Consider the following 15387-nt stretch of genomic DNA (forward strand, 5'->3'; position numbering starts at 1 on the left):
CGCATGAAACAAAAGGCCGGCGCCCCTCTGCGCCGGCTTTTTTTTAATTTTTTTCGCGAATGATAAATAAACTCATTCCGGTTTTTGGCAGGTGCTGCGTCTTACTTAGGTATGTGGACAAATCGGGTCGGGCAGGACGCTCAGGCACCGGATGTGTTCAGCAAAAATTTCGCCGTCGTCCAGCCGGATGACCGTGCCCGGGGAGGGGCCGGTCGGCCCCGCACTGACACATTGCCCTTGGGGCAATCGACCGTGCGGGTTCTCTCGTGCTGGCGAGCGGCGGGCCCTTCGGCCCCATGGACTTTTACTTCTACCAATAATAGAGAGCACGATGTCATCCATTCATGAGTTGAAACCTCTGTTCAAGGCACTCGTCATGTCCCGCGGCCTGCGTTCGCGTCGGGTGTTGACCGGTCTGGGGCTGGTCTGCCTGCTGCCACTCAGCGCTCAGGTGATGGCTGAAGACGTCAGCATCGACATCCCTGCGCAATCGCTGCCCCAGGCACTGCAAGCGTTCGGTCAGCAGACCAACCAGCAAGTGATCTACAACGCCGGCGATATGGCCGGGCTGAAAAGCAACCGCGTCAGCGGCAAGATGAGCCCGCAGGCGGCCCTCACCGAATTGCTCAAGGGCACGGGGGTGCGGTACAGCGTTGAGGGCAATACCCTGATGCTGCTGCGCGGTTCTGCCACTGGGTCCCTTGAGCTGGGCGCGACCACCGTCAAAGCACAGGAGCTGGCGGCGACGACCGAAGGCAGCAAGTCATACACCAGTAACGCCGTGACCATCGGCAAGGGCACCCATACCCTCAAGGAAATTCCCCAGTCGGTCACCGTAATGACACGCAAGCAGATGGATGACCAGAACCTGGTCAACCTCAAGGACGCCGTCAACCAGACTACCGGCATCGTCGGCCTGCAGGGCGTTGGCCAAGGCATGATCCTGTCGTCACGCGGGTTCCAGATCGACGACTGGCAGTACGACGGTGTGCCGATCCCGCGTAACACCTATTCGCTGGGCAACTGGGCGACTCAGGACCTGATCTTCTTCGACCGCCTGGAAATCATGCGCGGCGCCTCCGGCCTGCTGCAAGGCACGGGCAGCCCCGGTGGTGCCGTCAACCTGGTGCGCAAGCGTGGCCAGAACGTACCGACCGTGACCCTGACCGGCAAGGCCGGCTCCTGGGATCACTACGGTCTGCAACTGGACGCCGGCGGCCCGCTGAACCAGGCCGGCAACATCCGCGGTCGCATCGTCGTCGACGAAGACCAGAGCAATTCATTCGTCGACCATGCGTGGAGCAAGACCCATTCGCTGTACGGCGCGCTGGACGTCGACCTGAGCGAAGACACCACCCTGGGTTTCGCGGTCAGCCAATCCAACGGCGAATCGCGGGGCAACATCCGCGGCCTGCCACGCTACGCCGATGGCAGGATGCCGGACGTGTCGCGCTCGACCTACACGGGGGCGCGCTGGAACCGCTCCGAAATCGACGTCACCACCCTCTACGCCGATCTGGAGCACCGCTTCAATGAGGACTGGGCGTTCAAGGTCGGCGCGGTGCACATGAGCGAAGACAACCAGGCGAAAAACCAGCGGACGCAAAACGGCAATGTGGGTCTCAACCTGGATGGCACGGGGGTGCAATATGCCGACTTCGTGACCGACTTCCAGTCCACCAAGGTCGGCCTGGACATGAACCTCTCCGGCAAGTTCGAAGCCCTGTCGATGGAGCAGGAAGTCATGCTGGGTGGCAACTATTCCCAGCTGGAGACCGATGACAAATATGCTCGTACCTTCAACAGCAGTAGCGACAACATCTTCGATCTCGACAATAACCGTCCGGACATCAGCTACGACAGCCTGATCAACGCCCCGAACGGGCGAGGCATCCTCAGCAAATACGATATCCGCCAGAAAGGTGTATATGGCACCTGGCGTGTCAAACCGGTCGACGACCTGACAGTGGTGCTGGGCTCTCGCGTCAGTTGGTATGACTACAGCTACAAGTCCAAGACCCAGACTTCGAGCGGTATCACCACGAACACCCCAAGCACCGGAACCGAAACCGGAGAGGTCACCCCCTACGCCGGTATCATCTATGACCTGACCCGTGAGTGGGCGGTGTATGCCAGCTACACCGATGTGTTCCAGCCGCAGACCAACCTCGATCCCAGCGGTTCGGTGCTCAAGCCGATCATCGGTACCAACTACGAAGTCGGCCTCAAGGGTGAGTTGATGGACGGTCGGGTCAATACCTCCCTGGCCGTGTTCCGCTACGACCAGGAGAACCGTGCGATTCCCATCGCGGGCTGTACGGGGGTGAACTGCTCCACGGCCGCAGGGAAAGTCCGTAGCCAGGGCATCGACGCCGAAATCAGCGGTGAAGTGATCGACAACCTGCAGCTGTTCGCAGGCTACACCTACAACACCACCAAGTACCTGGAACAGCCCGGCAAAGAGGGTCAGGTATTCAGCACCTGGACGCCGAAACACATGCTGCGGGCATGGGGCAACTACCAGTTCACGGGCGACTGGAGCCGCCTCAGCACCGGCCTGGGCTTTACCACCCAAAGCCACACATGGGTCTATGATTATGATCGTGAGATCCCGGGCTACACCGTATGGAATGCCCGCGTCGGCTACCAGCTGACGCCGGAGATCGATCTGGCGGTCAACTTCAATAACCTGTTCGACAAGACCTACATTGCGCCCGGTTACAACCAGCTCAATGGCAACAACAACTTTGGCGACCCACGTAACATGATGTTCACCGTGAAATACACCCCGCAGTTTTGATCCACACATCCACCCCAAAAACCGACCCGCCTTGTGCGGGTCGGTTTTTTATGGGGAATGGGAAAACACAAAACCTGTGGCGAGGGCGCTTTCTCCCTCACCACAGGTTATCTGCGGTTGTCCTGGGTGGCGCTTATTGCTTTGGTGCCGCGCTGGCCAGAAACGCCTCCACCAGTGAATCGAGCAACCCATCGTCGAAGACCATGCTGCGGTGGCGCAACGGCGAATGCACCGAGCATTGCAGCTCCCCGGTCAGGCTGTAGCTCTTGATCAAGGCTTCGCAGAATGCCAATTCTTCCGGGGTTTTTTCTACCAGTGTCCACCAGCAGCTAGGCCGAACCCGTACCGGTTTGAAGGTGAACCCGTCGAAGGCTTCCAGCAAACGATCATGCACCGAGAACGCCTGGGCGTTCATGACTTCATCCTTGACGCTCTGCACGATCGCCAGCAAGTCGCCTCGTCCCGGCTCGATCTGGCTGGCGGCCCAGTCATGGAAGGCCTTGACCGTGCTCTCGGGGTGTTCCCGCCGATAAGTCGCCGTGCGTTCCGTGAGGGTCGGGAACAGCAGGTCGAAGTATTCGATGGCCTCCAGCAGATCCTGAGAGGCCGGGTCGGCTTGTTCAGCGCCTGGCAAATGCCGATGACGCGGCAACGCTGCCGGATACAGATGCTCGGGAACCGTGCTATCCACCAAACCGAGAAAACTCACGGTGTGGCCCAGGCTTTCCAGCGTCGCGGCGATGTCCAGCGCAATGGCGCCGCCCAACGACCAGCCCATCAGGTAATAGGGACCTTGCGGCTGGGCTTTGACGATTTCCTGGCTGTAATCGGCGATCATCTCGCCCCAGGCTTCAGGCCCGGCATGCGGTTCACTGAAGCCGCGGTGCATGACGCCAACGGTGCGCGCCCGCTGTTGGAGTTTGCGCGCCAGTGGCTGGTAACAGAACACGATGCCACCGCTGGGGTGCAGGCAAAATAGCTGCGGTGCGCTGGCCGGTGCGTTGTTCAGTTCGACCAGGCATTGGGTCTGTTCCCGATGTTTTTGCGAAATGAACAAGGCCAGCTCGGCGACGCTCGGGTTGGCCAGCAACTCTTGCAGCCGCACGCTGATATTCAGGCGTGCCTTGAGGTTGGCAATCAGTTCGATCGCCAGGATCGAATGCCCGCCCAGTTCAAAGAAGCTGTCGTTGACACCCACGCGCGCAACCTTGAGGGACTGTTGCCAGAGCTGTGCCAGGGCTTCTTCCAGCTGAGTGCGAGGCGCCAGGTAATGGGAATGCCAAAGACCGGCGTCGGGTTCCGGCAAGGCCTTGCGGTCGAGCTTGCCATTGGCATTGAGCGGGAAATGATCGATGAACAGCAGGTGGCTGGGCACCATGTAGTCCGGCAACTGCGCTTTGAGTGCGCTCAACAAGCCTTCGCGTAACTCGGCCGTGGCCGGTTGTGCGGCAATCACGTAGGCGACCAGCTGCAGGCCGCCCGGGCCTTCATGGGTCAACACGACACCGTCTTGCACCGCCGGCAGCGTTTGCAGGCGCGCCTGGATTTCCCCCAGCTCGATGCGGAACCCGCGAATCTTGACCTGATGATCCAGGCGTCCGATGTACTCGATGCTGCCGTCGGTGCGGTAGCGGGCCAGATCCCCGGTGCGATAGAGGCGGCCACCCGGCAGCGGGTCGAACGGGTCGGGGATGAAGCGGGTGGCGGTCAGGTCGGCACGTCGGTGATAGCCGCGGGCCAGGCCGGCCCGGCCAACGTATAGCTCACCGATGCAACCCTTGGGCACCGGGTTCAGATGAGCGTCGAGCAGATACCAGGACAGGTCGACGATGGGTTCGCCGATGGGGCTTGCGGCCTCGCTGTGCAAGTCACTCATCGACAACGGCCGCCAGGTGACATGCACAGTCGTTTCCGTGATGCCATACATATTGATCAGTTGCGGCGTCTGGTCGCCGAAACGTTCGAACCAGGGGCGAAGACTCTGTACATCGATCGCTTCGCCGCCAAAAATCACCTGTCGTAACCGGTGGGCAAGAGGTTGCCCAGGCTCGCAGGCGACCTGCAGCAACGCCTTGAACGCCGAAGGCGTCTGGTTGAGCACCGTGACGTTTTCCTGGCAAAGCAAGGCATGGAAATCCTCCGGCGAACGGCTCACGGCGTGGGGCACGATGACCAATCGGCCGCCGTGCAGCAGGGCGCCGAAGATCTCCCACACGGAAAAGTCGAAGGCATAAGAATGGAACAGACACCAGACATCCTGATGATCGAAGCTGAACCAGTGGTCCGTGGCCTGGAACAATCGGCTGACGTTGTGGTGCGCCAGCAGTGCGCCTTTGGGTTGGCCGGTCGAGCCTGAGGTGTAAATCACGTAGGCCAGGTTATCTGGGTCCATCGGCACATTCGGATTGTGCTCGGGATAGGGGCTATTGGCATCGACCGAATCCAGCAACAGACAGTTGATGTCAGCGGGCAGCGCCAGCGATTCCCGCAGATGAGCCTGGGTCAGGATCTGCGTGACGCCGCTGTCCGCGATCATGTAAGCCAGGCGGTCGGCCGGGTAGGCGGGGTCCAGCGGCACGTAGGCGCCACCGGCCTTGAGGATCGCCAGCAGGCCGATGATCATCTGTGGCGTACGCTCGACGGCGATGCCGACCAGCACATCGGGACCGACGCCTTGCTCGATCAGCCGATGGGCCAGTTGGTTGGCCTGTCGGTTGAGTTCGGCATAGCTCATGTGCTGCCCTTCAAAGGTCAGGGCGATGGCCTCACCTGTGCTGGCGGCGTGGGTTTCGATCAACCGGTGCAGACACTGTTCGCTGCGCAGTTGGGTCGGCTGACGGTTCCAGTCGCCCAAGGTTTTTCGGTGTTCATCGGCGCTCAACAGTTGCAGTTCGCCAAGCGCGCATCCAGGCGTCTCGACCAGGCCCCGCAGCAGGTTCTGCCAGTGGCCGGCCATGCGCTCGATGGTCTCTGCGCGGTACAGATCACGGCTGTATTCGAACGTTGCCAGCAGCTGTTGCTGGGAATAATCGACATCCAGCGACAGGTCGAACTTGGCCTGGTTGTCACCGGTACTGAGAAACTCCAGCGTCAGTTGACCCAGGTTTGGCGCCGACGGTGAGGGCGACCCGGTGCGCCAGTTGAACAAGACCTGGAACAGCGCACTGGCGCCCTGTGCGCCGGGACGTTGCAACTGATCCAGGATCAGCTCCAGCGGGTAGTCGGCATGTTCCAGCGCGGCGAGCGACTGCGCGCGCCGGTCCCGGAGGAAATCCAGCGCGCTGCGGGTCGAGTCGATCCGCGCCCGATACACCTGGCTGCTGACGAAAAATCCCACCAGCTCCTGGCTCTCGTGGCTGTTGCGGTTGGCGTTCGGGACGCCGACGGTGAAGTCGTTCTGGTTGCTGTACCGAGCCAATAACAATTGCCAGGCCGCCAGCGCCACGACAAAAGGCGTAAGCCCCTCCCGCTGACAGAACGTATCCAAGGCCTGGACCATTGCCGGGTCAAGTGACACCTGCACGCGTCCGGCCATGTGTTGCTGATTGGCGGTGCGCGCAAACTCCTGAGGCAGTTCCAACGCCGGCAGCTCATGGCCCAGGTAGTCGCTCCAATAGGCGCCACTGCGCTGGCAGGCCGGGCTCTGCACATAGTCGCCGCGTTGCCAGCTCGCGTAGTCGGCGTATTGCAGGGGCAACGACGGCAGTGGCGACGAATCGCCGAGCAAGGCCCGGGCATAGGCCTGGGTCATGTCCTGCATGAGGATCGTGTTGGACCAGGCATCGGAAACGATGTGATGCATGTTGAGCAACAACACATGCTCGTCACTGCCCAGCCTGAGCAACGTTGCCCGCATCAGCGGCGCCTGGGTCAGATCGAACGGTTGTCGGGCGTGCTGTTCGATGCGCTGTGAAAGCGCCAGCTCCCGTGTTGGCTGATCGAGCGCGGCGAGGTTCTCCTGGTGCAGGGTCAGGCAAACGTTGCGCTCGATCACCTGGGTGGCGGCGCCGTCGATTTCGGTGAAGGCGGTGCGCAGGATGTCGTGCCGGTCGATGACGCGATTGAGTGCCTGTTCCATGGCGTCGGCATTCAGTTCGCCGGTCAGGCGCAGGGCGCGCGGCAGGTTGTAGGCCGAACGGCTCGGGTCGCGCTGTTGCTCCAGCCACAAGCGCTGCTGGGCGAAGGACAAGGGCGCGCGGTCCGGCCGGCTGCGGCTGGAGCGGGCTTGCACGGCGTTAGCGTCCTCCTCCAGCAGCAGGGTCAGCAGGTCATCATCTAGCAATGGGTTCATGGTGTTCTCGCGGTTCAGGCAAAGGCTGCGGGGGCTTTTTCACTGATGACCTGACCGGCCTGCATCCGGACCAGTTGATCGGCGATGTCGAAATAGCGGTCGTCGTGGGAAATGACGATGATGGTTTTACCCAACGCCTTCAGCTCCGGCAGCAGTTCGGTATAGAAAACCCGTCGGAACACCGGGTCCTGGTCGGCGGCCCATTCGTCGAACACCAGCACTGGGCGCTCCTCAAGCCAGGCGTTGAGCAACGCCAGGCGTTTGCGCTGGCCGGTGGAAAGATCGGTAGTGCTGAAGGCGCCGTCCTGAATGCGAACCTTATGAGCGATTTCCAGGCGCTCCAGGTAGCGGTTGGCGTCGTCAGGCACCTGCTGGTCACCCTGAACCAGGTCATCGAACAGGTAATAGTCGGCAAAAATCGTGGTGAACAACTGGCGATAATCGTCCCGTTGCGCGGCCCCTACCGGCGCGCCGTCGAGGAGGATTTCGCCGCCCTGGGGGAAATAGAGGCCCAGCAGCAATTTGATCAGCGTGGTCTTGCCGCCACCGTTTTCACCGACGATGAACACAATGTCGCCCTGGGCGATGGACAGGTTGATCGGTCCCAGGGCGAAGGGTTGGCTGCCTTCGACCGCCGGGAAGGCGTAGTGCACATCACGCAGTTCAAGCTGCTGGAGCGTTGGCCTGGAAAGGCTCTTGTCGTCCAGCAGCAGGTGCGGCTCCGGTGAGGAAAACTGCTCGTCCAGCTCGGCAATGCGCTTGAAGGCAATGTTTGCCCGGCTGATGACCGGTAATGTCATCACCAGGTATTCCAGCGGGCCTTTCATGTACAGCAGCACCAACACGAAACCGCTAAGCACGGCCTTGTCGGTGCCCAGCCACAGCGATTGCAGGGCCAGCACCAGGCCAATGACCACAAAAAACAGCATCGAGCCGAAGGTTTTGGCCACCACGAAGGTGTTGACCGCGCGAATATTGGTGTCGCAAATATTATCGGCGGTGGCTTCGATGCGCTGGCTGAACATGCGCTGGCGGCGTGGGCGATGAATGCGCAGTTCCTTGACGCCAGCGGCGATCGCGCTGTAGTGTTTTTGCAGCGCGTCTTCGGCCTCGCGGGCGGCTTCGAACCCCCTGATGCCACGAGCCCGGGCCAGGTATTGCACGACCGTGCCGATCACCAGCGCCACCAGCAGCAGCAAGAACATCGGCAGTGACAGGTAGGCCAGATAACCCAGGCAACCGAGGGTCACGGTGAAGGCGATGGCCAGCGGTGCGAACGAAAACGCGAAATTGCTGACGGTGTTGACGTCGTGGGTCAGTACCGGGATGAGCCGGTGGCTGCGATAACGTTCGATCTGTTCGATGGGCGCCAGCAGCACCTTCTTGCCCAGGGACTTACGCAACCCGGCGATGATGTTCTGACCGACGTGGTTGCTACCGATGTCCGAAAGAATCGAGGTCAGCAGCGCCACCGCGCAGAGCACCACGAACGTTACCAGCGTCTGGGCTGTGGGTTTGGCCGCGGCGTTCAGGGCGTCGTTGATGGTCGCCAGCAGGGCGGTGATGCTCAGGCCGCCAAGCATGCCCAAGAGGATGGAGCCTACGACAATCAGCCGGAAGGGTTTGAGCAGGATGAACAGTTCATTGATCACCCCGCGTGTTGGTTGGCTCATGGAGGTTTCCCTGCTTGATGAAAAGGGCGAAGGCCATCGCGGGTGGTCGCCGGGAGGGCTTTAGGGCGCAGGCACGCCTGTCTGTAAGACGGTTGATGTGGGAGGGGATTTAACGGCGAATGGCCTGAGGAACACCGTTTGTGGCGAGGGGATTTATCCCCTCGCCACAAGGTATTTGGGTGGGCCTGCCGATTTACATATCCCGCGCCACCCGAAAACCAATCCAGTCCCCCCGATTGCCCGGCACCAGCGCGTTGCGGTTGCCGGAGCGGGAGAACACCGGTGCCTCGCCCCAGTCGTTGCCGCGGATACGCTTGAACTCGCATTTGCCGGTCAACCAGGCGCTGCCATCGCTCGGGGCGCCGATGTAGTTTTCGTTATAGCAATCGGCCGTCCACTCGTAGATGTTGCCGTGCATGTCGTACACGCCGAAGGCGTTGGGCGCGAAGCTGCCGGCCGGGGCGGTGAAGTTGTAGCCGTCGGCCGCGCCATAGGTGTTGGCGTGTTGGGCGATGCTGTATTCCTTGCCCTCGTCGAACGGGAAGGGGAACGGCCCGCTGGTGCCGCCGCGTGCGGCGTACTCGCGCAGGGACTCGCTGACCAGGCGGTATGGCTTGCCGGTTTTTTTCGACAACCAGGCCACGTAAGCGTTGGCCTCTTCGAAATTCATGCACACCGCCGGATGCCGGTCAGTGTATTGCTTGCGCGGGTCACTGCCCTGATAGTCCGGGATGCCGGCCTTGCACGCGCGGCCGGGACGTTTATCGCCGTCGGGCATCGAGTAGCCGGTGTCGCGCAGGTAGGCGAACCACTCGCCCTTGAGCACCTGAAAGCGGCTGATCGCCAGCGGTTTGGCGAAGGTCACCGGGTGCATCGGGCCTTCGTCGGGCTCGCGTCCCACTTCATCTTCCGGGGTGCCCATCTGAAAGGTGCCGGTGGGCAGCACGACCATTTCCGGGCAGTCCTTGCAGTCACGAAAAACCTGGCCCGGTTGCGAGGCCTGGGCGCCGGAGGGCAGCAGGGCGGCGAGGGCCAGTGTCGGAAGTAGCTTCAACGGAAAACTGTTCATCCATCTCTCTCGATAAAGTCAGGTTCAGAGTGTCTTGCCCAGCAAGCCCATGAAGCGATCGATCTCGGCTTCGGTGTTGAGCAGGCCCGGCGCGGTTCGAATGACAGGCCCGGCGTCGCGATGCACGGCGTCGGCGATCACCCGGTTCTGCATCAGGTAGGCGGCGATCTCGTCGCTCTTGCGGCCCTTGACCCGGAAGAAGGTGAAACCGGCCGACACGTCCGGGCTCATGGGCGTGACCAGCTCGATTTGCGGCAACGCCAGCAGCTGTTTTTTCAAGTAGGTGTTGAGCGCGTGAATGCGCGCCTGCACCTCGGCCTTACCCAGTTGCAAGTGCAGCTTGAACGCCTCGTCCGCCGCCCAGCGATGCTCGAAGGCGTGGTAGCCGCCGGGCGTCATGGTGGTGGAAAATGCCGTGGCTTCGGAGAAGGTCGGGATGATCGGCGTGACGTACTTGAGCTCTTCGCTGCGGCTGCACACCAGACCGGTGCCGCGGGGGCCGAACATCCATTTGTGGGTGCCGGCGATGAAGAAGTCGCAATTCATCGCTGGGAAGCTCAGGTCTTCAACACCGAAGCCGTGCACGCCGTCCACCACGTAGATGATGCGTTGCGCATCGCTGCGGCCCTGGTTGTGCTTGTCCACCAGCGCGCCGATCTTGTCGATCGGCAGCTTCACGCCGCTGCCCGAATGCACCCAGGTCATGCCCAGTACGCGGGTTTCAGGACGGATGTTGCGGTCGATGGCGCGCAGGATGTCATCGTTGCTGGCGTTGTGGGCGTTCTCGAACAGTTTGATCTTGCGCACCCGGGTGCCGTCGCGTTGGTTGCGTAAATCAAGGATGGTATGGGTGGCGTAATGTTCGTGGGCGGTGCTGAGGATTTCCTGGTCGGCTGCCACATGGACGCCGCCGTAGATGATCGACAAACCTTCGGTGGTGCTGCCGGTGAGGGCGATCTGCTTCGGGGTCGCTTGCAGGTAGCGGCCGGCCCAGGTGCGGACGTTTTCCTCGCGCTCCTCGGTGACGCCCAGGTCCCAGTCCATCAACAGTCCCGGGTTTTTATCCAGCGCGGCGCGATGCCGGTCGATGGCCTCACGTACCGGGCGCGGGTGGGTGGTGACCAGGAAATTGGAGAAGTGCAGGTAGTCCGGGTCCTGGTTGAACAGCGAGCGCAACTGCGCCCATTTGTCCCGGGGCAATGGCGGCAGGGGATCGGCAATGGCCGGGGCAGGAAGACTGGCGGCCAGCGGCAGGCCGGCGGCAAGGATCCCGGCGTGCTTGAGAAAGGTCCGGCGCTCATTCATGGCTGGACCGCCTTCTGGGTCGAGGCCACGGCAGGCCGGGCGGCTTGCTGGACCTGATCCCAGACCCGCAGAAAGTTGCCGCCCCACAGTTTGGCGATGTCCGCTTCGGAGTAGCCGCGGGTCAGCAGTTCGGCGGTGACGTTGCGGATCTCGCCCACGTCTTCCCAGCCTTTGACGCCGCCGCCCTCGTTGAAGTCCGAACTGATGCCGACATGGTCGATGCCGATCTTGCGCACGGTGTAATCGATGGCGTCACCCAGGTCCTTGAGGCTGGCCTTGGGTTCCTCCTCCAGAATGCCGTAGAGCTGGCCGGCGTATTCACCGAATTTCTGTTCCGGCCACGCGGCGATGATCGGATCGCCCGGCATCAGCGCCATGGCCAGGTTGGGCAGCGGTGGCAGGTCGAAACGCTTGCGCAGGTCGTTGAGTTTGTCCTGGGTTTTTTGCGTCAGCGGGCGCAGGTATTGGGAGAAACCGACGACCTGTACCACGCCACCGCTGGCCTTGATCAGCTGCATTTCCTTGTCGCTGAGATTGCGCGGGATATCCACCATGGCCCGGGGTGCGGAATGGGAGGCCACCAAGGGTGTGCGGCTCAGTTGCGCAACTTGCTCCAGGGCCTGGGTCGACATCTGCGAGACGTCGATGATCACGCCCAGGTCGTTCAGGCGCGTCACCGCTTGCTTGCCAATCTCCGACAGGCCGCCGAGGGCGTCAGGTGAGTCGTTGAAGAACGGCAGAGGGCGCGAGGAGTCGGCCCAGTCGTTGTTGCCGATGTAGCTGAAGCCGAACATGCGCATGCCCCGCGCCGTCCACAGATCCAGCAGGCTCAGGTCATGGCCCAGAGGATAGGCGTTGAGCATGCTGATGAAAATCGCGAACTTGCCTTCGCCGTGCAGGCGCCGGAAGTCATCCGGGGTGTAGGCGATGGCGACCTGGTTGGGAAAGTCGCGGACCATGCCGGTGATGATCTTGAAGCGCACTTCCTGCTGATTGCGCGCTTCCTCGACGAAGCCGGCGGTGGGCTTGTGCGGCGCGTTGGGGCCGTTCCACAGCTCCGGCCAGCCGAAGATCGTCAGGGCCGCGCCGGACAGGTGCCCGCGGTTGGCTTTGACCAGATCGAACTGGCCTTTACCGTCTTTGTCCGCCTCGTGACCGGCGGTGCCGAAATTCAGTGGCACGGAGATGTGGCTGTCGAAGGACAGCAGGCGCTCGTGCAGTTCCCTGGCCTCTTTCATCACCTTGACCGGGTAGCCAGGGTTGTCCCGCCACCAGTGGTCCCACGCCGCCAGGCCGCCACCGACCGCCAGTGCAAGGGCCAGGGGCACGCCGATGAAGAGAGCTTTTTTCGAACGTGGTGTTGTCATTGCCGATCTCAGTCAGGTTCGCTGCGGGGGGCTTTGCTATCTGGGGAGAACGAGTGATCGGCGGGGAAATTTAGGTGCGGCCAATGGCCCTATCGCGAGCAGGCTCGCTCCCACATTGAACGCGCTCACCTGTGGGAGCGAGCTTGCTCGCGATAGCGGTCTGACGGTCGACCGATCTCTCGCGGATCTACCAGATCCATTGTGGGAGCGAGCCTGCTCGCGATGAGGCCCTCACAGCCCCTATAAATTTGTCAGCCCCCCCATCGTTCTAGCTTGGATAAAGCCCGCTCCAGGGCCGAACACAGGTAAGGCAATGACGATTTCTCGACGATGGTTCATGGCGGGCCTGGCGCTGACCGGTGCCGCCGTGCCTGCGGTGTATTACGGGCATCGCGAACTGACCCGGCCGGACCCCACCATCACCCCCGGCGAGGCCTCATTCGATGTGGCGGACGTGGCGGGGCAGCGCCGGGCCGATACGCTGCGGGGTATCTGGACGATCCGTTTTTCAGGAAGCGACGCGGGCCTGGACGGTTTGCCCGGCGACGGTCTGCAAGTGTTCCTCGACATCGCCCACAAGGGCCGTGGCCTGGTGGGCTGCCTCGACACCGCTGAGCGGTTGCGCGCCGGTGATGAGCCGCATTATCGAGTGCTGGGCGACTTGGCGGGGGATGACAAGAAACAATTGAGCTGGCGCCTGATCGGGACCCGGCAGGACGCGCCGGTCTACGAATTCATCATGACCCTCGACGAGGTCTGGGCCGGCTTCGGCAATGCCGGCACTGCCACCCTCAGCGGTCGCGTGTTGCGCCTCGATCGCCCGTTGGCGCTGCCGGAACTCGACAATCAGTTCATCGCCCGCAAGCTGCCGTTCCCCGAAGCCCGGGAACGCACGCCGCTGAGCCCGCCCTTGCTGGCCTGGCTGGTGTCGCCGGAGCATCGGTTGTTCCATCAGCTCTGGCACGCCTCGCGGGACAAATGGCACAGCCTGGACGAAGACAAGCGCAATGCCTTGCGAGGCATCGGCTGGCAGCCCGGCCCGCGGGACCATGAACGTGACGCTCGTGGCAAGCGCAAGGATCGCAACGGCTCGGGCGTGGATTTCTTTTTCATGCACCGGCACATGCTCGGCACGGCCCGTTCGTTCCAGCCGCTGCCATCGTGGCCGCGCTTCCCGTTGCCGCAGCCGGAACTGGAGCGTGATCGCCTGGGCTTTGCCCGGTATTTCGATAACCACGATGGCACAGCTTTGCCGCCCACCTGGCTGGCCAGCGGCGACGAGCAGTACGCCCAATGGGTGAGTGACATCAAGACTGCCGAGACCTATCACAGCAATTTCCAGGTCTGGGAATCGCGCTACCGCGACCCGCGCTATCTGTCGAAACTGACCCTCGGCCAGTTTGGCTCGGAAGTGGAACTGGGCCTGCATGACTGGCTGCACATGCGCTGGGCTTCGGTGCCCCGCGATCCTTCCAACGGCCACCCGGTGCCCTTCGCCCGCGACCCGGCGGACTTCGCCCAGCGCTGGTACGAACCGGAAAACGATTTTCTCGGCGACCCGTTTTCCTCCCATGTGAACCCGGTGTTCTGGGCCTTCCACGGCTGGATCGACGACCGCCTCGAAGACTGGTTCCGCGCTCACCAGCGTTTCCATCCGGGTGAAGTGAGCCGGCTGGAAGTCAACGGCGTGCCCTGGTTCGCCCCGGGCCGCTGGGTAGAAATCGCCGACCCCTGGCTGGGCCCGGTCACCCACGGCTGCAGCACCACGCCGGGTTTGCAGCCCGGACGTTCGGTGGAAATGGACTCGGAAACCATGAAACTGGCCCTGCGCATCACCTTCGGCAGCGACGACAAAAAACTCTCCAAGCTGTTTCGCCGCGTGCCGCAGCGGCCGTGGTATGCGCGTAATCTCAAGAGTAAGCCGGTGTGAACCCTGGCTTGGACTGACCGAACCTGAGCTGTGTGAATGACTGCTTTTGTGGCGAGGGAGCTTGCTCCCGCTGGGCTGCGAAGCGGCCCCCAAACCAGCCCCCTCAAAAATATCTGACCCACCGAGGTGCTGACCATTGGGGCTGCTGCGCAGCCCAGCGGGAGCAAGCTCCCTCGCCACAGGTTTCACTAGGCTTGAGATTTGTTGGGAAAGTTTTATCGCGGCGCGGCAATGTCCAGGGCACGGTTCGCCAGCAGCTCACTCAGCTCGACCATCTGCTGGATCCCCAGGGCGAAACTCCGTCGCGCGCCTTCCAGATCAAAGGCCAGTTCGTTGGCCATGACATTGACCGAGGAAAGGGTTTCGCTGAGGTTGGCCAACAGGCATTCCAGGTCCGCACCTTCCGCAACGGTGAACAACTGGCCCGGCGGTAGAGTGGGGTTTTCAGGTTTGGGGTCGAGGTAAAAGGCGAGGGCGCGGTCGGCGGCTTCGTTGAGTTTTTTGGAATCGTCTTCGGGGGGATTGGGGGTGATCTTGAACATGGTGCAGCTCCTGATTATTCAAAGGGCGCTGCCAGACATCACTTGCAGATGATGGGGTGGCAGCTATGCGCGGGTCTGCAAGACCGGGAAACCAGGAACCCGGCAGACCCGAAGGTCTCCCGCACACAGCCGCCATAAAACGAACACGAACGTGTCGATTGGCTTCGGCTATGCGCCTGGTATTCGGCGGGCTTGCAGACCCGATCACTGATGAGCAGTGACGGGGAACAAGTTATCGGCAGGGGACCAAGCGCACAAGCCGACGGATTCTGGCGCAGTTGTAGGCAATGGCGCAAGGCAGCGTAGCCTTGCTCGGACGTCCTACATGGCCGGATAAACAGAACCTAAGCCGAACCCCCTTTAATGAAACGTGGAGAATTATCTGTGGCGAGGGAGCTTGCTCCCGCTGG

The 15387-nt window shown here is 62.0% G+C and carries 8 protein-coding genes; 2 read left to right on the forward strand and 6 right to left on the reverse strand.

Annotation, left to right across the window (positions count from 1 at the left end; all coding sequences use genetic code 11):
- The first annotated feature begins 331 nt into the window (after positions 1-331).
- The gene (locus tag PSEUDOMOFG3G_RS07285) at positions 332-2800 is read left to right on the forward strand and encodes a TonB-dependent receptor (protein WP_139049529.1); all 2469 of its coding nucleotides are present in this window, start codon (positions 332-334) and stop codon (positions 2798-2800) included.
- Positions 2801-2933: 133 nt separating this feature from the next.
- Here the strand turns inward: PSEUDOMOFG3G_RS07285 and PSEUDOMOFG3G_RS07290 are convergent, their stop codons facing one another.
- The 5 genes from PSEUDOMOFG3G_RS07290 to pvdM form a co-directional block, all read right to left on the reverse strand.
- Positions 2934-7091: a non-ribosomal peptide synthetase gene (locus PSEUDOMOFG3G_RS07290; RefSeq protein ID WP_139049531.1), complete on the reverse strand. Its 4158-nt coding sequence runs from the start codon at positions 7089-7091 to the stop codon at positions 2934-2936.
- A gap of 14 nt (positions 7092-7105) precedes the next feature.
- Positions 7106-8764: a cyclic peptide export ABC transporter gene (locus PSEUDOMOFG3G_RS07295; RefSeq protein ID WP_139049532.1), complete on the reverse strand. Its 1659-nt coding sequence runs from the start codon at positions 8762-8764 to the stop codon at positions 7106-7108.
- 193 nt (positions 8765-8957) lie between these two features.
- Positions 8958-9833 carry a formylglycine-generating enzyme family protein gene (locus PSEUDOMOFG3G_RS07300; protein ID WP_139049533.1) on the reverse strand — a complete coding sequence of 292 codons (876 nt, stop codon included), beginning with the start codon at positions 9831-9833 and terminating at the stop codon, positions 8958-8960.
- A 24-nt stretch (positions 9834-9857) separates the two neighbouring features.
- Complete coding sequence (locus PSEUDOMOFG3G_RS07305) at positions 9858-11138, reverse strand: aminotransferase class V-fold PLP-dependent enzyme (RefSeq protein WP_139049534.1); 1281 nt, start codon at positions 11136-11138, stop codon at positions 9858-9860.
- Positions 11135-12505, reverse strand: a complete 1371-nt coding sequence (gene pvdM, locus PSEUDOMOFG3G_RS07310) for a pyoverdine-tailoring dipeptidase-like protein PvdM (RefSeq protein WP_139049535.1) — start codon at positions 12503-12505, stop codon at positions 11135-11137. The genes PSEUDOMOFG3G_RS07305 and pvdM overlap by 4 nt, the downstream gene beginning before the upstream one ends.
- A gap of 313 nt (positions 12506-12818) precedes the next feature.
- On the opposite strand from pvdM, the gene PSEUDOMOFG3G_RS07315 reads away from it, so the two are divergent.
- On the forward strand, positions 12819-14435 hold the full coding sequence (locus tag PSEUDOMOFG3G_RS07315) for a PvdJ/PvdD/PvdP-like protein (protein ID WP_139049536.1): 1617 nt from the start codon (positions 12819-12821) through the stop codon (positions 14433-14435).
- Positions 14436-14650: 215 nt separating this feature from the next.
- On the opposite strand, the gene PSEUDOMOFG3G_RS07320 is transcribed toward PSEUDOMOFG3G_RS07315, so the two are convergent.
- Positions 14651-14977, reverse strand: a complete 327-nt coding sequence (locus PSEUDOMOFG3G_RS07320) for a DUF6124 family protein (protein WP_139049537.1) — start codon at positions 14975-14977, stop codon at positions 14651-14653.
- Positions 14978-15387 lie beyond the last annotated feature (410 nt).

This window comes from Pseudomonas sp. FG-3G, from assembly GCF_901007645.1.
Taxonomy (GTDB): domain Bacteria; phylum Pseudomonadota; class Gammaproteobacteria; order Pseudomonadales; family Pseudomonadaceae; genus Aquipseudomonas; species Aquipseudomonas rhizophila.